Genomic DNA, 16,887 nt, shown 5'->3' with positions numbered 1-16,887 from the left:
AGGTCCTCTCAGGGGATGAGGATCGCGCGGCCGCGGACCCGGCCGGCGTCGAGGTCGGAGATGGCGGTCTGGAAGTCGTCGAGGGCGTACTTCTGCGTGTGCAGGGTGACCGCGCCGCGCGCGGCCAGCGCCATCAGGTCGCAGAGGTCGTTGTAGGACCCGACGAGGTTGCCGATGATGTTCTTCTCGGCCGAGATCAGGTCGATGGTCGGAACGACCACGTCCTCGCCGTAGCCGACGACGTGGTAGTCACCCGCCTGGCGGGTCATCGCCAGGCCCTCGGCGGTCGAGCCGCCCTCGCCGACGAAGTCGACGACCACCTCGGCACCTAGCCCGCCGGTGATGTCGAGGACCTCTTCGACCTGGCGGCCCTCGGCGACGACGCCGTGGTCGGCGCCGATCGACAGGGCGAGCTTCAGCGCCTCGGGATTGCGGTCGACGACGACGAGCTGGGCGGGAGAGAGCGCCTTGAGCACCTGGATGCCGATGTGCCCGAGACCACCCGCGCCGATGACCACGCAGGTGTCACGCGGGGTCAGCCGCCGCGCTGCCTTGGCCGCGGCGTGGTAGGCCGTCAGACCGGCGTCGGCGAGGGCCGCGACGTCCGCGGGCTCCAGCGAGTCGTCGATCGGCACGACGCTGCGGGCCGAGGTCCTGAGGTACTCGGCGTACCCGCCGTGCGTGTTGATGCCCGGGAACTGGTTGTTCTCGCAGTGCACGTCGTCGCCCGTGCGGCACGCGCGGCAGAGCCCGCAGGTGATGAGCGGGTGCACGATGACCTTGTCGCCCTCGCGGACGTTGGTCACCGCCGATCCGACGGCGTGCACCCAGCCCGCGTTCTCGTGCCCGATCGTGTAGGGCAGCGTGACACCCGACTTCTCCTCCCACTGCCCCTCGAGGATGTGGAGGTCGGTGCGGCAGACACCGGCGCCGCCGATGCGGACGATGACGTCGAAGGGGCCGGTCGCCTCGGGGACGTCGACCTCGTGCATCACGAGGTCCTGGTGGTAGCCGACGACCTGCACGGCTCGCATCTTCTCGGTGGTGCTCATCGGGAGTTCTCCTTCGAGGGTGGGGTCAGCAGTGAGGCGAGGGGGACGAACGTGGGGTCGTACGACGCGTCTGCGGGCTCGGCGCCGTCCGCGCGGTGCACCTGGTCCTCCTCCGAACCCGGGTAGCGGGTGCGCAGCAGGCCCCGGCAGAAGTGGGCGTTGCCGTCGATGGAGATCCGCGTCGAGCGCGCCCGTCGCAACGCCATCGGCACGTCCTCAGGGGAGTCGCCGGCGTGGTCCACGAACACCGCCGCGGAGCCGTCGAGGGGCAGCCCGAGAGCCGCCCGCCGGCGCAGGAGCGCCTCGGTGTGCTGGCCGGACGCGAGGTCGGCGAGGCGTACGCTCCCGAGCGACTCGACGTCCCGGTCCGGCTCGGCACGCAGCAGCGCCGTCAGGCACCGCTCCATGGCCGCGGTGTGCGCCTTGCGCCGGAACGTCTCGCGCAGCTCCTCCAGGTCGTGCTCGGCCTCGGGGCCGAAGGTGCCGCGGTAGCCCGCGTCGGCCGCCAGGCCTGCGTTGATCTTGTCGGAGTCGTGGTGGTCGTCGAGCCGCACCACGACGTGACGCGTCCACGGCAGTGCGGTGAGGACGTCCTTGCTGTCGGAGGCCATCAGGTAGGCGAAGTTGGGCGAGCAGAACGACGTCGGGAGACGCAGGTGCACCTCGACTCCCCCGCCTGCGTCGAGCGAGACCGAGCGGACGAAGCCGAGGTCGGTGATCGGCTCGTCGAGCTCGGGGTCCATGACCTCCGCGAGCGCGGCGAGCACGTCGTCGGCGTACGCGGACCCGTCGTCGTGAGCGACGCCGGGGTGGGCGGTGAGCGTCATCGTCACACCACCGCCATTTCGGCGGCCTCGGGCTGGCGCGGACCGGTCTCGGTCTCGTCGGCCTCGGGCAGCCGCAGCTCGGCGGGCACCTCGATGTCGTACATCCGCGCGGCGTTGAGGCCGAGGATCTTCTTCTTCTGCGCCGTGGTGATCGGGGCGTACTCGACCAGGTCCTCGGGGATCTGGAAGTCGACGAACGACTCGACGAGCCATCTCGGGGTCCACAGCGCGTAGTCGGAGGAGAACTGGATGCGGTCCTCACCGATCCAGTAGAGGAGCTCGCCGATGATCTGGGCGAAGTAGCGGGGCCGGGTGTGGATGAAGGGCATGGCCACCGCCAGGCCGGCGTGGACGTTGGGCTCCTGGGTGGCGATCCAGCAGAAGTCCTCCAGCCGCGGCAGTCCGCAGTGCTCGACCACGAAGTTGAGGTCCGTGAAGTCGGTCGCGACGTGGTCGACGTCCGCGACGTCGAAGGCGTCGCGGTCAAGGGGCCGGATCGTGGGGCCCTTGTGGATGTGGATGTTGGTGATCCCGAGCGCGCGGCAGGCCTCGAAGTACCGGTAGGCCCAGGGGTCGTCGAGGCGCCAGCCGCGGGAGTCCCCGTGCCACTCCGCGGTGTAGAGCTTGACCCCCTTGAGGTCGAACCGCTCGGCGTCCGCGTGGAGCTGCTCGAGGCCGGCCTCGCCGTTGCGCGGGTCCCAGTTGTGGTTGTAGGTCAGCTTGTCCGGGTGGGCGGCCGCGAGCGCCGAGGCCTCCTCGGTCTGGCCGAAGCCGCGGTGGTAGAACTCGCCGAGGTTGGCCGGCTGGAAGACCGCGTGGTCGACGTACCCGTCCTCGAAGAGATCCTTCATCAGCCGCTCACCGCCCTGGTAGAGGTAGTCCTCCTTGGTCCACACTTCCGACTCGGGCGAGAGGTTGCGGTGGTAGTCGTAGAAGCAGTCGATGAACTGCTGGCCGTGGACGTTCTTGATGTTCTCGGGCCGCGCGTCCCACAGGGCGATGTGGGCGTCGACGATGAAGTAGCTCTCGCCGTCCTTGGTGTACATGGGACCTCCGGTGTGGGGCAGGCTCGGTGTGACGGGCGTCACGAAGTGCGATGCCTTCGACGCTAGGCCGGTGTCGCACCCCCGGACCGGGTGGGACGTCTCAATCTGAGAACCCGGGCCGTCTCAATTTGAGACGCCAGTCCGGTGCCGTCGCGCACCCGCGGATGTAACGTCGGTCACATCCCGAAGGGGGTGATGTGCGGTGTCCGACCTCCGCCTCCCCGAGCGCGCCCGGCGCCACCGCGAGCTGCAGCGTGCGCTGCCCGGCAACCTGGCCGGCAACCCGGCCCCGGGCGACCACCTGCCCGGCCGTCTTCCCGGCCGCCTGGTCGCGTCGTGGCAGCGCAGCGAGGACTACGGCGTGCCGCTCGACGCGATCGAGCCCTCGTTCGTCGGCACCCTCAACGACGACTCCCTGTTCTTCGAGTGCGGTCGCGAGGTCCTCGCGGGACTGCACCAGACCCTGGTCGACGAGCCGGTCTCCCTGATGCTCACCGACGCCGACGGCCTCGTCCTCAACCGGATGAGCGGCGACGCCTCGCTCCTGCGGGCCCTCGACAAGGTGCACCTCGCCCCCGGCTTCGCCTACGCCGAGCGGACGGTGGGCACCAACGGCCTCGGCCTCGCCATCGCCGACCGCGTGCCCACCGTCGTGCGCGCCGAGGAGCACTACGCCCTCAGCCTGTGCACCTACACCTGCGCCGCGGTGCCCGTGCTCGACCCCATCACCGGCCAGCTCGAGGGGTGCGTCAACCTCACCACCTGGTCCACCCAGTCGAGCGACCTCCTGCTGGCCCTCGCGCAGTCCGCCGCCAGCAACACCTCCGCGCTGATGCTGGCCCGCTCGCGCGGACAGCGGCCCCGTCCGGCGCAGCGCGGCGAGGTGTTCCGGGTGGAGACGCCGCGCCTCGAGCCGGGGTCGGGCACCCTCACCGACCTCGGCCCGGCATGGACCGACGCCGTCGCCCGCGCCGGGGCCGCGATCGCCGACGGCCGGATCGTCGCCGCGGTGGGCGAGGAGGGCTCGGGCCGGGCCACGGCGCTGGCCCAGGCGATGCGGCGCGAGCACCCGCGCGAGCGCATCCTGGCAGCCGCCCCGCCCGCACCCCAGGACAGCGAGGCGTGGATCGGGCTGTGGACCCCCGAGCTCGGCAAGCCCGACACCGGCATCCTGGTGCGAGACGTCGACCGGCTCCCCGCCTGGGTCGCCGAGCAAATCCGCGACCTCGTGCTGCAGGCGCGCGTGCGCTCCTCGCCCGGCGAGCAGGTTCCGTTCTGCGTCACGGCCAGCTCGTTCGATGCGATCCCGGCCGCCCTGGCGCCGCTGGTCGACACCGTCGTCACCGTGCCCGCCCTCCGCGAGCGCACCGAGGACGTGATGCCCCTCGCCCGCCACGTCGCCAGCCGCGCCCGGGGCCGCGACATGGCCGTCACCCGCGCGGCGGAGACCGCGCTGACCGGCTGTGGGTGGCCCGGCAACGTGCGCCAGCTCGTCGACGTCGTGACCGGCGCGGCCCGCCGCACCGACACCCTCGACGTACGCCACCTGCCGGCCGACGTGCTCTCCGGCTCCTCGCGCCGGCTGACGCGCATCGAGGCCTTCGAGCGCGACGAGATCGTCCGTGTCATCACCCGGCCGGGCACCTCGATGCAGGAGGCCGCGGAGGAGCTGGGGATGAGCCGGGCGACGGTCTACCGCAAGCTCGCCCAGTACGACATCCACGTCCCGCGGTCCGGCTCCTGACCGCGAGCGTGCCCGGCGGTCGTGCGAGCATGACCGCGTGACCCGCACCCGCCGGCTGCTGCTCGTCGTCGACGCCCCGTCACTGCTGCACCGCAACCACCACGCGCGCTCGCACACGGGTCTGCGCGACCGGCAGGGGCGCCCGATCTGGGCGCTGCACGGGATGCTGCGCCAGATCCTCGAGTCGATCGACTCCTTCGCCCCTGACGCGGTGCTCTTCGGCCTCGACGACCGGTCCGGCTCCGTGCGCCGCGACCTCTACCCCGACTACAAGGCCGGCCGGGCCGAGAAGGACCCCGACCTCGTCGACCAGCTCGACCGGGCCGGCGCGCTCCTCGACGCGCTCGGCCTCGCCACCCTCACCCCTCCCGGGCTCGAGGCCGACGACGTCAACGCGTCGGGCGCGACGTGGGCGAGCAGGCACGGCTGGGACTGCGTGATCATCACCTCGGACCGCGACGCCTTCGCCCACATCAGCCACCACACGCGGGTGCTGCGCCTCATCGACGGCGGCATCCACGGCTCGCCGATGCTCAACCCGGCCCGCCTGTTCGACCTCTACGGCGTGCGCCCGGCCAACTACCTCGCCTTCGCCGCCCTGCGCGGCGACGCGAGCGACAACCTGCCCGGCGTCCAGGGCATCGGGGAGAAGACAGCGGCGATCCTGCTCGACGTCGCCGGGTCGATGGACGCCGCCTGGGCCGACATCGACCACGAGGACGGCCGCAACCTCCTCGCCGCCCTCGACGACTGGTCGGCCGAGACCGGCGGGCGTCGCATCGGCGCGACCGTCGTACGTCGCCTGGCCGCCGACGGCGCGCGCGAGCGCTACGACTTCAACGTGCAGATGATGTCCGGGCGCGACGACCTCGACCTGGGCCTCACGCCGGACGTGCCCGGCTCGCGCGGACTGCTGCCGCTCGACCTGGACCGGGTCACCCGAGTCGTCGGCTTCCTCGACAACGACTTCACGACCGACTTCGCGGTGCGGGTGCTGACGAGCGCACCTGCGTCAGGCTGACTCCTCCGAGCGCCCGTCACCGTCGTCCCCGAGCCGTGCCCGCAGCCGGTCCACCTCGTCCTCGAGCTCGAGCACACGCGCGATCCCCGCGAGGTTGAGGCCCTCGGCCAGCAGGTCACGGATCCGCTCGAGGCGCTCGACGTCGTCGACGCTGTAGAGCCGCGTCCCCCCGGCCGTCCGGTCCGGGGTGAGCAGGCCCCGACGCTCGTAGACGCGCAGGTTCTGGATCTCCATGGACACCATCGCCGCCGCGACCGAGATCGCGTAGACGCCGTGGTCGCGCGCTGCCATGGGTTCTCCTCCGCGCTCGGAAGATCGTCGCTCAGGGGCCTTGATTCTGCCTCATCAACTGACTATAAAAAACCTGTAACCACAAATACAGGTCGTGGACCTGAGGGTCCACCCGTCAGACACAGGAGGACACGATGCTGCTGCGAACCACCGACCCGTTCCGTGACCTCGACCGGCTCACCCAGCAGCTGATGGGCACCACCAACCGTCCCGCCGTCATGCCGATGGACGCCTGGCGGGAGGGCGACCGCTTCATCATCGAGTTCGACCTGCCGGGCGTCAGCACCGACAGCATCGACCTCGACGTCGAGCGCAACGTCCTGACCGTCCGCGCCGAGCGCGTCGCGCGCAACGGCGACTGGGAGCCGCTGGCCTCCGAGCGGCCGCGCGGCGCCTTCAGCCGCCAGCTCGTGCTCGGCGACAACCTCGACCTCGACCGCATCGAGGCGGCCTACTCCGACGGCGTCCTCCGGCTGGTCGTGCCGGTCGCGGAGAAGGCCAAGCCCCGCAAGATCCAGATCTCGCAGTCGGGATCGAGCCGCTCCGGGGACCACGCGGAGCTGACCGCCTGATCCCTCACGGGAGCCGCGCGGGCCGCAGCCCTTGCGCAGTGTGCTGCGGCCGCGCGGCTCCCCTCAGCTGCCCGACGCCACGACCGGGAAGACGACCGCGGTCATCACCGCGGCGTTCATCGCCGCGACCGCCTTCGCGACCGCGTCGCCGGCGGCGACATCGGTCGAGATCTCCTCGATGCGCCGCTTGAGCTCCTTCTTGCCGAGGTCGCCCTTCTCCTCCTCGAGCACCTTGGGCGCGACGTCGAGGCCCTGCAGGATCGCGAGCAGGCTGGCGTCGGCGGGCGTCGGGGTGCCGCCGATGAGGACCGTGCGCAACCGCTCGCGCGTACGCCGCTCGGGCTCGGGATCGACGACGGGGTAGCGCTCCGGGAACAGGCCCAGTGCGCGCTTCTCCTCGATCCTGATGACGCCGTCTGCCGCCAGCGCCTCGGCGAGCTCCTTCTCACGGGCGATCTTGCCGTCCGTCACGAGCGACGAGAGCTTCTTGCCGTCGCGCTGCTCGAGCCGGGCCATCGCGGCGTCGAGCGCCGGGTGGCCGACCGGGCCCGGGAGGAGCACCTTCAGTCGCGGGTCCCTGTCGTCGCTGAGCATGATGCGCTCGGCGACGACCAGATCCGTGATGAGCGCCGCGGCGAGACCGTAGCCGCGGTATGCCATGGCGTTCTCCGGCTTCCCGTCGTCGCGCCGCAGCAGCAGGAACAGTTCTTCGGCGATCAGCATGCCGTCAGGCTAGGTCCACCGCGCGGCCGGTCGGATCCACCTCCTGGTGGAGATCCACCGACATCAGCCGGGCCGCCAGGTCCACGGCGGGCCCGAGGAGCAGGATTACCGCGAGGGTGCCGACCCCTACCGTCGCTCCGAGCAGCCACCCGCCCAGCGCTCCCCCGCCCTGCACCACGCTGTAGCTCCACCTGAACGGCACCGGCGGGTCCCACGCGAGCGCCGCCGCCTCGGCAGGCCCTGCCCCCGTGTGGCTGCCGAGGTAGAGCGCGATGCCGGTCGCCAGCACGGGGAACGCCGCGACGAGCAACCCGAACCGCCACCCGGTCGCGTCCGGCGTCGTCAGCAGGTCGAGCACGACGGACACCGTCACGCCGACGAGGACGACCTGCACCACCGTGCCGATGCCCGGACGGACCTTCCGCAGCGCCGCCAGCGCGACCAGCACCACGCCGACCACGAGGTTCATGACCCAGAAGTCGACACCCGTCGTGAGGGTCAGGCCGTTGACGAACGTCGAGTAGCCGTCCGAGCCCAGGTCCGCCGCGAGCAGCAGCGCCACGCCCGTGCCGAGCACGGCGCAGCCGAGCAGGAGCATGGCCGTACGGCGCGCGATGGGCATCACGGGGGCCAGCATCTCAGGGCCGTACGACAGGACCCCCCGCGGCCGTGCCGCGGGGGGTCCTGGAGCGTGTCGGGTCGATCAGGCCGTGGGGGTCGGCTCCGTCGGCTCGGTCGGCTGCTCGGCCTCGCACTCGGCCAGGCGCTCCTGCGCCTTGGCGAGGCGCTGCTGCTGGGCGCGCTTGGTCACCTTGGTGTCGTTCTTCTTGGCCTTGACCTCGCGGAGGGCCTTGCGGGCCTCAGCCTTCTCGCGGCCGGCCTCGGCCTGCGCGACCTCCTTGCGGGCCTTCTTGACCTTGGCCTGCTGGCGCTCGAACACGGCGGTGACGCGCGCGAGGGCGTCCTCGGCCTTGTCGACCTTCGCCTGCTCCGAGGCGCAGGGGACGGTCTCGGTCGGCTCGGTGGTGTCGTCGGCGACGGCCGGGGCGACCACCAGACCGGCGAGGGCGATCGTGGCGCTGGCGGCAAGACCGCCGAAGCGGATGGAGACAGACATGGTGTTCCTCCTGGTAGCGGCGTGGCCTGACTCGCCACGCCTCTTCTCCAGTACAGCGCCGCAGGGGCGCCGACTGTTACGCACGTGACGCAGCGGCGAACAGATGGCTGCTCGCGGCCGAACCCCGCGCTGCCGGCCTTCCACCACGCACGCCACCCGTCGTACGTTGGCGAGACCCCCACCAGGAAGGCATCCCATGCGTGCTCGGCCCACCCGCCTCGCCCTCGCCGCCGTCGCGGCCCTCTCCGTGACCGGCCTCACCGCCCCCGCCCTCAGCGCACCCGCCGCGGTCGGCCAGCACGGCACCACCGGCCGGCACGGCTCGGCCGGCGAGATCCGCTTCGCGACCTTCAACGCCTCGCTCAACCGCAGCACGGAGGGGCAGCTCGTCGTGGACCTCTCGACCCCCGGCAACGCGCAGGCGGCACGGGCCGCCGAGACCATCCAGCGCACGAACCCCGACGTCGTGCTGGTCAACGAGTTCGACTTCGTCGAGGACGGCGAGGCCGCCGAGCTGTTCCGCGACAACTACCTCGCGGTCGGGCAGAACGGCGCCGCGCCGGTCGACTACCCCTACTACTACGTGGCGCCGTCCAACACCGGCGTGCCGAGCGGCTTCGACCTCAACAACGACGGTGCCGTCGGCGGGGGCGACGACGCCTACGGCTTCGGCCTCTTCCCGGGCCAGTACGGCATGGTCGTCTACTCGAAGTACCCGATCGCGACCGACGAGGTCCGGACCTTCCAGGAGTTCCTCTGGAAGGACATGCCGGGCGCCGTCCTGCCGGACGACGCGACGACCCCCGAGCCGGCCGACTGGTACTCGGCCGAGGAGCTCGACGTCGTGCGGCTGTCCTCGAAGTCGCACTGGGACGTGCCGATCCAGGTGCCCGGTCGCAAGCCGGTGCACTTCCTGGTCTCGCACCCGACGCCCCCCACCTTCGACGGCACCGAGGACCGCAACGGGCGCCGCAACCACGACGAGATCCGCTTCTGGGCCGACTACGTCACCGGGGGCGCGCAGGCCGCCTACATCTACGACGACGAGGGTGGCACGGGCGGCCTCGGGCGCGGGCAGGACTTCGTCGTCGCGGGCGACCAGAACGCCGACCCGTTCGACGGCGACTCCTACGACGACGCGATCCTCCAGCTGCTCGACCACTCGCGGGTCCGGGACCCGCACCCGACCTCGGCCGGAGCGGTCGAGGCGGCCACGCGCGACGGAGGCGCCAACCTCACCCACGCCGGCCCGGCCGCCGAGGACACAGCCGACTTCGCGGACGGCGCACCCGGCAACCTGCGCGCCGACTACGTCCTGCCGAGCAAGCGCCTCACCGTCCGCGACAGCGCCGTCTACTGGCTGACCTCGACCGACCCGCTGTTCCCGCGGCTGGTGGGCACGTTCCCCTTCCCCGTGAGCGACCACCGCCTGGTCTGGGTGGACGTACGCGCAGGGCGGGTGCACGACCGCTGATCGCGCACCCTCTTCGCCGAGGGGCCGGCGGACGTTCACCCGGCGTCCACCCGCCGGCTCCCCCGGCGGCGCCCTGGGTGAGGAGAGTCGGCGGTGTCCGCCCGACCCGACGTCCTCCGGAGAACCACCATGTCCACTCCCCCGAGCCCGACTCGCTCCCTGCTCCCGATGGCGGGCCACACGCACGGCAGCCGCAGCGCCGTCACCTGCCACCTCCGCTGCGGGGACGCGTGCTTCCAGCCCGTGCCCAACACGACCGAGACCTCCTACTTCCGTGACATCGCCTCGTCCGTGCTGAGTCGTCGCTCGGTGGTGGGCACCGGCCTCGCCGTGGGGGCCCTGACCGCCCTGCCGGTGGCGCAGGCCGCCGCGGCTCCCCGCGCCGGCTCCGGCTCGCGCGGCCCGGGCAACGCGGGCCGCCTGCCCTTCAGCCCGATCGCCCCGGTCCCCGCGACCGTCGACGACGTCACCGTCCCCGCGGGCTATCGCTGGGACACGATCCTGCGGTGGGGCGACCCGATCCTCGCGGGCGCCCCGGGGTTCGACGCCACCAACCAGACCCCCGAGGCGCAGGCGGGGCAGTTCGGCTACAACAACGACTACCTCGACATCATCGAGACCAACCGCGCCGGCACCACCGCGCTGCTCGTGTGCAACCACGAGTACACCAACGAGGGCATCATGTTCCCGCCCGGGACGGACCCGGAGACGGTGATCCGTACGGCGTGGGCGGCGCACGGCATGTCCGTGGTCGAGCTGACCCGCCGCACCCGCGGAGACGTGTGGACGTACCTCCCGGGCGCGCGACTCAACCGCCGCGTCACCCTCGACACGCCTTTCGCCGTCGACGGACCGGCCGCCGGGTCGGACCTGCTGCGGACCAAGTCCGACCCCACGGGTCGCCGGGTGCTGGGCACCTTGAACAACTGTGCCGGCGGCACCACGCCCTGGGGCACCGTGCTCTCGGGCGAGGAGAACTTCAACCAGTACTTCCTCGCCGCCGGCACGGACCCGAAGGAGACGCGGTACGGCCTGTCGTCCCGGGGCGACTCGCGGAACTGGCGCTCCCTGGACCCGCGGTTCGACGCGACGACCGACGACCACCGCAACGAGCCCAACCGATTCGGCTGGATCGTCGAGCTCGACCCGAGCGACCCGACGTCCACCCCGGTCAAGCACACGGCGATGGGTCGCTTCAAGCACGAGGGCGCGACCATCGTGGTCAACCGCGACGGTCACGTCGTGGCCTACATGGGCGACGACGAGCGCTTCGACTACGTCTACCGCTTCGTCTCCCGCGAGAAGATGCGGCCCGGCAGCAGCGCGAAGGCGCGCCGCCACAACCTGCGGCTGCTGAGCGAGGGTGACCTGTCCGTGGCCCGCTTCACCGGAGACGGTCTCGAGGACGGCGTCAGCGACGGCGCCGGCGAGTGGCTGCCACTGACCCGCGACGGCCGGTCGATGGTCCCCGGGTTCACCATCGAGGAGGTCCTCGTCCACACGCGGCTCGCCGCCGACGTCGTCCAGCCGACCAGGATGGACCGCCCCGAGGACGTCGAGCCCAACCTGCGCAACGGCCGCGTCTACGTCGCGTGCACCAACAACACCGACCGCGGCAAGATCGGCAAGGAGGGCCCGACCGAGGCCAACCCGCGTCCGCTCAACAAGGACGGTCACGTCGTCGAGATGATCCCGACGCGCGGCGACCACACCGCCGACACCTTCGCCTGGAACCTGTTCCTCATCTGCGGCGACGAGGCCTCGGCCGGGCGCTACTTCGGCGGCTGGGACGGCCCGGTCTCCCCGATCTCCTGCCCCGACAACGTCGCCTTCGACAGCGTGGGCAACCTCTGGGTCTCCACCGACGGCCAGCCCTCGGCGATCACGCTGGACGACGGCCTGTTCAAGGTGCCGGTCGAGGGTCCCGAGCGCGGTCACGTGCAGCAGTTCCTGGCGGTGCCGGCGGGCGCCGAGACGTGCGGTCCGGTCATCCGGGACCGGGAGGACTCGGTCTTCGTCGCCGTCCAGCACCCTGGCGAGGACGGATCCTGGGACGCCCCGCAGTCGCGCTTCCCCGACTACGTCCCCGCCGGGTCCGGCGCCGGGGCCGGGCAGTTCGCGGGCCCACGCCCCTCCGTGGTGCAGGTGACGCGCGCCTGAGGCCGGTGGTGGAGGTCCTGTGCCACCCGGTGGCCCAGGACCTCCACGCCGTCAGGCGTTGCCGTCGACGAACCGGCCGTCGGGCGTGACCGGGTGGTCCTCGTTGATCGCGGCGACCGCCGCGGTGAGCTCCGCCTCGGCGAGGGGGCGGCGGTGGTCGAGGTGCACGCCGGCGATCATGCAGCGCACGGACCCGCCTGCCAGCTCGATGGTGGGGATGTCGACCGCGACGATCTCGCACGACTCCTCGATGAGGGCCACCTGCTCGGGGGTCAGCGAGCGCCTCGCCCGCGCCGACATCGCCATCACGTACCGGCGTCGGCCGTCGCCCGTACGTCCGCACAGCTCGACGGCGTTGCCGGCGAACTCGTGGACCTGCTGCTCGGTGAGCTCGATGACCGTGCGACCGGTGACCTCGAGGCGCTCGCGCACCTGCTGGCGCCGGTGCTCGTCGGGGATCATCTCGAGCGCGATCATCGCGACGTCGGTGCCGATGCAGGCGATGACGTTGGTGTGGTAGACCGGCACGCCGTCGGAGTCGACGGCGTCGAAGGCCATCGGCTCGTAGTTGAAGTCGGTGCAGAAGCGCTCGAGCACCGCGACGTCGGCGCGGTGGCTGCGGGCGGTGTAGGCCACGCGCGAGACGTGGTCGAGCACCATCGCGCCGGTGCCCTCGAGGAAGATGCCGTCGGGCTCGAGCCCGGAGTAGTCGACGATCGCCTGGACGCGGTACTCCGACTTGAGCATCTCCAGCACGTCGGCGCGACGCTCGTGGCGGCGGTTCGAGGCGTACATCGGGTAGACCGCCACGGTGCCGCCTGCGTGGGTCGAGACCCAGTTGTTGGGGAACACGCTGTCCGGCCGGGTGTGGTCGTCGTCGTCGAAGACGTGGACCCTCACCCCGACCTCCCGCAGCGCGGCCGCGAGCGCGTCCATCTCCTGGAGCGCCTTCTCCGAGGTGGTGAAGTCGGTCTGGCCCTCCGGCGCATCGGACTGGAAGGCGTTGTCGGCCGCGGTCGCCGGGTTGGGGACGAAGCTGGTCGCGCGGACGAGGATGACAGCAGAGGGGGCCTGGGCACTCACGGGAGGAATGTAGCGGCCCCGACGGCCTCGGCCACCAACGCTGCGACCTCGCGCGGATCGCGTGTGACCGCCGCCTCGTAGCAGGTCAGCTCGGTCCGGACCCAGCCCGGCACGTCGGCCGCGGCCCACAGCCCGCACGGCACGATCCCGCGCTCCTCGACCATGGCCAGGACCCGCTCGTTGACCTCGTCGGCGGTGCCGGGCGCGTAGGCGAGGAAGGTGGCGATGTGCGGCACCTCGGGGAAGGTGCGGAGACCGTGCTCGTGCAGTGCCGCGGCGAGCTCGATCGCCCAGGCGCGGTAGTCGCCGAACCGCTCGACGCCCTGCTGCAGGCCGATCAGCCCGCCGACCGCCGCAGCCGTCATCGAGAAGATCGTGCCGCCCATCCGCTGGCGCCACGAGCGCAGCTCGCCGGCCAGGTCCTCGGGGCACACGACGAGCGCGCCGCTCGAGGCGCCGAGGCCCTTGTAGAGCGAGACGTACATCGAGTCGAACAGGTCGCCCGCCTCGGCGAGGGTGCGGCCCCAGTGCGGCACCGACTCCCAGATCCGGGCGCCGTCGGCGTGCAGCGGCACACCACGTTCGCGCGCCGCCGCGGACAGCTCGACGAGCTCGTCCCACGACGGCAGCAGGCAGCCGGCGTCGCGCAGCGGCAGCTCGACGAGCGCGGCACCGAGCCGCCCGCCGATCCGTCCGAGCGCGGCAGCGGTGGGCGTCTCGCGTCCCGTGGTGAGCCACTCGAGCTCGAGGCCGAGCACCCGGCGCGGGCCGTCCTGCTCGTGGTGCACCAGGTGCGAGAGGTCGGGCAGGGCGACGCGACGCGAGCCGGACCGGTCGCACCACGCGCGCAGGGCGGCCTGCTGGGCCATCACGCCGCTGGGGAACATCACCGCGGCCGGCTTGCCGAGCAGCTCGGCGACCTCGGACTCGAGCTGCGCCACCGCCCCGCGCTCGCCGTAGCGGTCCCAGCCCACGTCGTGCTCCTCGGCGTACGCCGCGAGCTCGCGGAACATCGCAGCGGGCGTGGACGGCGCGCGCCAGAAGATCGCCTCGGCCGAGGCCGAGGCAGCGCGGAAGCGGTCGTGGAGCTCGCTCACGCCGGGGTCAGGCGTGGCGCTTGAACCAGTACGTCGTCTCCGGACCGGGGATCACCTGCACCAGCTCCCAGCCGTTGACGCCGAGGGTGGACAGCAGGTCCTCCCACGACTCAGTGCCCTCGACCAGCGCCTCGGGGTCGGCGTTGTAGCCGCCGACCTCCACGTTGCCCTGGTCGTCGACGGTGATCTCGAGGTGTGCCCATGAAGCCATGCCGCGATCCTGCCACGCGCGTCAACGCCCCGGCGCGGCACCCAGCGCCCACTCGTGCACCACGTGGCACCTGCCCGACTCCCACCACGCGAGCTGCAGCCGGTCGAGGACGATGGCGACCGGCACGACGCCGGCCAGCAGCCGCGCCGTCGAGGCGAGGTCGACAGGAGGGTCGACAGGAGGGTCGACCGTCCCGGAGGCGGAGTCCGATGCGGCGTCGACGGTGAGGTGCGGGCGCACGTCCTCGAACTCCCCGCCGTACGGCGGCCAGTCGGGGAAGGCCGCCACGAGCCGGGCCGTGAGGTCGCGCAGCGCGTCGGCGGGGTCGGGGACGAGGTGGATGATCCCGTTGGGGAACTGGTCGAGCCGCTCGAGCCGTACGGCGACGGGTGCCGTCGACGCGGCGATCGCGCCGATCACGTCGAGCGCCTCGCGCGACGGCGCCGGGTCGAAAGGCCCCAGCGCGGTGATGTGGGCGTGCCCGAACCGCGGGTCGTCCGACACGAATCCGAGGTCGTAGTGGGCGTGCCGGGTGCGCACCCACTCCTCCAGCGCGGGGACCGGGAGCTGGAGGACGGAGTGGCCGGTCACCCGGCAAGACTGGCAGGTCGGCCGGGACGGGAGGTCACTAGGCTGGTCCGGCCATGGACTCCTCGCCCCGCATCGCCCCGCCCTCCCCCGAGATCGCCGCCCTTGCGCAGCAGCGCCTGGCCGCGCTCGCGACACCGCCCGGAGCGCTCGGGCGGGTCGGCGAGATCGGCGCGTGGGTCGCGGCCGCGCAGGGCGAGGTGCCACCGCGCCCGCTGACGGACGTACGCCTCGTGGTGTTCGCCGGCGACCACGGCGTCGCGGCGCACGGGGTCTCGGCCTATCCCGCCGCCGTCACCGAGGCGATGGTCCGCACGATCGTGTCCGGCCGGGCCGGGGTGTCGGCGCTGGCCCGCGAGCACGGGGTGCAGGTGAGCGTGCTCGACGTCTCCGTCGACGCCGACCTGTCCGACCTGCCGGCCGAGGTGACCGCGCGCAAGGTGCGCCGCGGGTCGGGCGCCATCCACCTCGAGGACGCCCTCACCCGTGACGAGGTCGAGCGCTCCCTGGCGCTCGGTGCCGCGGTGGCGGGCGAGCACGTCGACGACGGCGCGCAGCTGCTCATGACGGGCGACCTCGGCATCGGCAACACCACCCCCGCAGCCGCGCTGGTCGCGGCCCTGCTCGGCCTGCCCGCCGACGAGGTCACCGGTCGCGGCACCGGTGTCGACGACGACGGCTGGACGCGCAAGCGCGACGTGATCGCCGCTGCCCTGCTCCGGACCGAGGGCCGCGCCGGGGACCCGGTCGACCTGCTCGCCGCGATCGGCAGCGCCGACCTCGCCGCGGCCGCCGGCTTCCTGGTCGAGGCCTCCACCCGGGGCGTGCCCGTGCTCCTCGACGGCCTGATGTCGGTCGCGTGCGCGGCCGTCGCGCAGGCGCTCGCACCCGGCGCCGCCGCCTGGTGGGTCGCCGGCCACCGCTCGACCGAGCCCGCGCAGGCCCACGCACTCAAGTCGCTCGGGCTCGAGCCGCTGCTCGACGTCGGCATGCGGCTCGGCGAGGGCTCCGGCGCGGTCGCCGCGCTGCCGGTGCTCCGATCGGGCGTCGCCGTGCTGCGCGACGTGGCGCTGCTCACCGACATCCTGCCGGGCTGAGGCCGTGCTCCTGCGCGACGCGTGGCTCTTCGCCACCGGCACCCTCACCGCGGTGCGCGTCCCTCCGCCGAGCGTCGTGGACCGCCGGGTCGCGGGGCTCGGGATGGCGCTCGCCCCCGTGGCCGCGCTCCCCCTCGGCCTCGTCGCGGGCGCGATCGTCGTACTGGCCGACCGGGCCGAGCTGCCCCCGCTCGCCACGGCGTACGTCGTCGTGCTCGCGCTCGCCCTCGGCACCCGGGCCTTCCACTGGGACGGGCTCGCCGACACCGCCGACGGGCTGACGGCGTCCTACTCCCCCGCCCGCTCGCTCGAGGTGATGCGCACCGGGCCCGTCGGGCCGGCCGGCGTCGTCGCCGTCGTGCTGGTGACGGGCCTGCAGGCCGCCGGGCTCCAGGCCGTGGTGCGCCACGAGCACGCCTGGTGGGCGGTGGCCCTGCTGGTGTGCGCCTCGCGCGCGTCCCTGGCGCTCGCGTGCGTACGGGGCGTGCCGGCCGCGCGGGCCGACGGCCTCGGCGCCACGTGCATCGGTGCGGTGCCGGTCGTGGGGGCGCTCGCGACTCTCGTGCTCTCCGGTGCGGCGGTCGCGCTCGCGGGCCGCGGGCTCGACGCACCGTGGTCGCTCCTGCTGGGGATGGTGTCGATGGTGGCGGTCGTCCTCGCCCTATTGCTGCGGTGCGTACGCCGCCTCGGCGGGACCACCGGCGACGTGCTCGGCGCGGCGGTCGAGGTCTCGTTCGCGGTGCTGGTGCTAGCCGCCGCGACTGCCTGATCCGGCTCTGGGAGG

At 72.7% G+C, this 16,887-nt stretch carries 18 protein-coding genes; 7 read left to right on the top strand and 11 right to left on the bottom strand.

Annotated features, from left to right (window positions below):
• Nucleotides 1-8: 8 nt before the first annotated feature.
• The 3 genes from IE200_RS14620 to IE200_RS14610 are packed head-to-tail and all read right to left on the bottom strand — an operon-like array spanning nucleotide 9 to nucleotide 2,925.
• The gene (locus IE200_RS14620; protein ID WP_229856571.1) at nucleotides 9-1,052 is read right to left on the bottom strand and encodes an NAD(P)-dependent alcohol dehydrogenase; all 1,044 of its coding nucleotides are present in this window, start codon (nucleotides 1,050-1,052) and stop codon (nucleotides 9-11) included.
• Nucleotides 1,049-1,879 carry an iron-sulfur cluster assembly protein gene (locus tag IE200_RS14615; RefSeq protein ID WP_191280221.1) on the bottom strand — a complete coding sequence of 277 codons (831 nt, stop codon included), beginning with the start codon at nucleotides 1,877-1,879 and terminating at the stop codon, nucleotides 1,049-1,051. The genes IE200_RS14620 and IE200_RS14615 overlap by 4 nt, the downstream gene beginning before the upstream one ends.
• Nucleotides 1,880-1,881: 2 nt before the next feature.
• Entirely contained in the window at nucleotides 1,882-2,925 is a 1,044-nt protein-coding gene (locus IE200_RS14610; protein WP_191280220.1) for an amidohydrolase family protein, read from the bottom strand.
• A gap of 202 nt (nucleotides 2,926-3,127) precedes the next feature.
• Between IE200_RS14610 and IE200_RS14605 the strand changes: the two genes are divergently transcribed.
• Complete coding sequence (locus IE200_RS14605) at nucleotides 3,128-4,669, top strand: AAA-type ATPase lid domain-containing protein (RefSeq protein WP_229856570.1); 1,542 nt, start codon at nucleotides 3,128-3,130, stop codon at nucleotides 4,667-4,669.
• Between the two features lie 37 nt (nucleotides 4,670-4,706).
• On the top strand, nucleotides 4,707-5,690 hold the full coding sequence (locus IE200_RS14600; protein ID WP_191280219.1) for a 5'-3' exonuclease: 984 nt from the start codon (nucleotides 4,707-4,709) through the stop codon (nucleotides 5,688-5,690).
• Here the strand turns inward: IE200_RS14600 and IE200_RS14595 are convergent.
• A complete protein-coding gene (locus IE200_RS14595) occupies nucleotides 5,682-5,981 on the bottom strand; it encodes a MerR family transcriptional regulator (protein WP_191280218.1) in 300 nt (99 codons plus the stop codon). The two genes, IE200_RS14600 and IE200_RS14595, sit on opposite strands and share 9 nt — an antisense overlap.
• 134 nt (nucleotides 5,982-6,115) lie before the next feature.
• On the opposite strand from IE200_RS14595, the gene IE200_RS14590 reads away from it, so the two are divergent.
• Nucleotides 6,116-6,553, top strand: a complete 438-nt coding sequence (locus IE200_RS14590) for an Hsp20/alpha crystallin family protein (RefSeq protein ID WP_191280217.1) — start codon at nucleotides 6,116-6,118, stop codon at nucleotides 6,551-6,553.
• A gap of 63 nt (nucleotides 6,554-6,616) precedes the next feature.
• Here the strand turns inward: IE200_RS14590 and IE200_RS14585 are convergent, their stop codons facing one another.
• From IE200_RS14585 to IE200_RS14575, 3 genes are all read right to left on the bottom strand, one after another.
• Nucleotides 6,617-7,276 (bottom strand): GOLPH3/VPS74 family protein, encoded by a 660-nt coding sequence (locus IE200_RS14585; protein WP_191280216.1) that lies wholly within the window; start codon nucleotides 7,274-7,276, stop codon nucleotides 6,617-6,619.
• 4 nt (nucleotides 7,277-7,280) lie between these two features.
• Nucleotides 7,281-7,913 carry a hypothetical protein gene (locus IE200_RS14580; RefSeq protein ID WP_191280215.1) on the bottom strand — a complete coding sequence of 211 codons (633 nt, stop codon included), beginning with the start codon at nucleotides 7,911-7,913 and terminating at the stop codon, nucleotides 7,281-7,283.
• Between the two features lie 66 nt (nucleotides 7,914-7,979).
• Nucleotides 7,980-8,393 carry a hypothetical protein gene (locus IE200_RS14575; protein ID WP_191280214.1) on the bottom strand — a complete coding sequence of 138 codons (414 nt, stop codon included), beginning with the start codon at nucleotides 8,391-8,393 and terminating at the stop codon, nucleotides 7,980-7,982.
• Nucleotides 8,394-8,589: 196 nt separating this feature from the next.
• Between IE200_RS14575 and IE200_RS14570 the strand changes: the two genes are divergently transcribed.
• Nucleotides 8,590-9,867 carry an endonuclease/exonuclease/phosphatase family protein gene (locus IE200_RS14570; RefSeq protein ID WP_191280213.1) on the top strand — a complete coding sequence of 426 codons (1,278 nt, stop codon included), beginning with the start codon at nucleotides 8,590-8,592 and terminating at the stop codon, nucleotides 9,865-9,867.
• A gap of 129 nt (nucleotides 9,868-9,996) precedes the next feature.
• Nucleotides 9,997-12,027, top strand: a complete 2,031-nt coding sequence (locus tag IE200_RS14565) for a PhoX family protein (RefSeq protein ID WP_191280212.1) — start codon at nucleotides 9,997-9,999, stop codon at nucleotides 12,025-12,027.
• A 51-nt stretch (nucleotides 12,028-12,078) separates the two neighbouring features.
• Here the strand turns inward: IE200_RS14565 and ctlX are convergent, their stop codons facing one another.
• From ctlX to IE200_RS14545, 4 genes are read right to left on the bottom strand one after another with little or no spacing between them, the layout of a single operon-like run.
• Nucleotides 12,079-13,110, bottom strand: a complete 1,032-nt coding sequence (gene ctlX, locus IE200_RS14560; protein WP_191280211.1) for a citrulline utilization hydrolase CtlX — start codon at nucleotides 13,108-13,110, stop codon at nucleotides 12,079-12,081.
• The gene (locus tag IE200_RS14555) at nucleotides 13,107-14,207 is read right to left on the bottom strand and encodes a threonine aldolase family protein (RefSeq protein ID WP_191280210.1); all 1,101 of its coding nucleotides are present in this window, start codon (nucleotides 14,205-14,207) and stop codon (nucleotides 13,107-13,109) included. Before IE200_RS14555 ends, ctlX begins: the two co-directional genes overlap by 4 nt.
• A gap of 7 nt (nucleotides 14,208-14,214) precedes the next feature.
• Nucleotides 14,215-14,418, bottom strand: a complete 204-nt coding sequence (locus IE200_RS14550; protein ID WP_129456469.1) for a hypothetical protein — start codon at nucleotides 14,416-14,418, stop codon at nucleotides 14,215-14,217.
• A gap of 21 nt (nucleotides 14,419-14,439) precedes the next feature.
• Nucleotides 14,440-15,009: a 2'-5' RNA ligase family protein gene (locus tag IE200_RS14545; RefSeq protein WP_191280209.1), complete on the bottom strand. Its 570-nt coding sequence runs from the start codon at nucleotides 15,007-15,009 to the stop codon at nucleotides 14,440-14,442.
• Nucleotides 15,010-15,062: 53 nt separating this feature from the next.
• On the opposite strand from IE200_RS14545, the gene cobT reads away from it, so the two are divergent.
• Nucleotides 15,063-16,103 carry a nicotinate-nucleotide--dimethylbenzimidazole phosphoribosyltransferase gene (cobT, locus tag IE200_RS14540; protein ID WP_191280208.1) on the top strand — a complete coding sequence of 347 codons (1,041 nt, stop codon included), beginning with the start codon at nucleotides 15,063-15,065 and terminating at the stop codon, nucleotides 16,101-16,103.
• 4 nt (nucleotides 16,104-16,107) lie between these two features.
• Entirely contained in the window at nucleotides 16,108-16,872 is a 765-nt protein-coding gene (locus IE200_RS14535) for an adenosylcobinamide-GDP ribazoletransferase (protein WP_229856568.1), read from the top strand.
• The last annotated feature ends 15 nt before the right edge of the window (nucleotides 16,873-16,887 follow it).

It is taken from the genome of Nocardioides flavus (ex Wang et al. 2016) (assembly GCF_014653115.1).
Classification (GTDB): Bacteria; Actinomycetota; Actinomycetes; order Propionibacteriales; family Nocardioidaceae; genus Nocardioides; species Nocardioides flavus.
The sequence above is the reverse complement of the archived record's forward strand: the minus strand, read 5'-3'. Positions and strand labels throughout refer to the sequence as shown.

Bases quoted from the DNA above. Each gene is read 5' to 3' on its own strand.
- IE200_RS14620 (WP_229856571.1), bottom strand. From the start codon at position 1,052: ATGAGCACCACCGAGAAGATGCGAGCCGTGCAGGTCGTCGGCTACCAC.
- IE200_RS14615 (WP_191280221.1), bottom strand. From the start codon at position 1,879: ATGACGCTCACCGCCCACCCCGGCGTCGCTCACGACGACGGGTCCGCG.
- IE200_RS14610 (WP_191280220.1), bottom strand. From the start codon at position 2,925: ATGTACACCAAGGACGGCGAGAGCTACTTCATCGTCGACGCCCACATC.
- IE200_RS14595 (WP_191280218.1), bottom strand. From the start codon at position 5,981: ATGGCAGCGCGCGACCACGGCGTCTACGCGATCTCGGTCGCGGCGGCG.
- IE200_RS14590 (WP_191280217.1), top strand. From the start codon at position 6,116: ATGCTGCTGCGAACCACCGACCCGTTCCGTGACCTCGACCGGCTCACC.
- IE200_RS14585 (WP_191280216.1), bottom strand. From the start codon at position 7,276: ATGCTGATCGCCGAAGAACTGTTCCTGCTGCTGCGGCGCGACGACGGG.
- IE200_RS14580 (WP_191280215.1), bottom strand. From the start codon at position 7,913: ATGCTGGCCCCCGTGATGCCCATCGCGCGCCGTACGGCCATGCTCCTG.
- IE200_RS14575 (WP_191280214.1), bottom strand. From the start codon at position 8,393: ATGTCTGTCTCCATCCGCTTCGGCGGTCTTGCCGCCAGCGCCACGATC.
- IE200_RS14570 (WP_191280213.1), top strand. From the start codon at position 8,590: ATGCGTGCTCGGCCCACCCGCCTCGCCCTCGCCGCCGTCGCGGCCCTC.
- IE200_RS14565 (WP_191280212.1), top strand. From the start codon at position 9,997: ATGTCCACTCCCCCGAGCCCGACTCGCTCCCTGCTCCCGATGGCGGGC.
- IE200_RS14550 (WP_129456469.1), bottom strand. From the start codon at position 14,418: ATGGCTTCATGGGCACACCTCGAGATCACCGTCGACGACCAGGGCAAC.
- cobT (WP_191280208.1), top strand. From the start codon at position 15,063: ATGGACTCCTCGCCCCGCATCGCCCCGCCCTCCCCCGAGATCGCCGCC.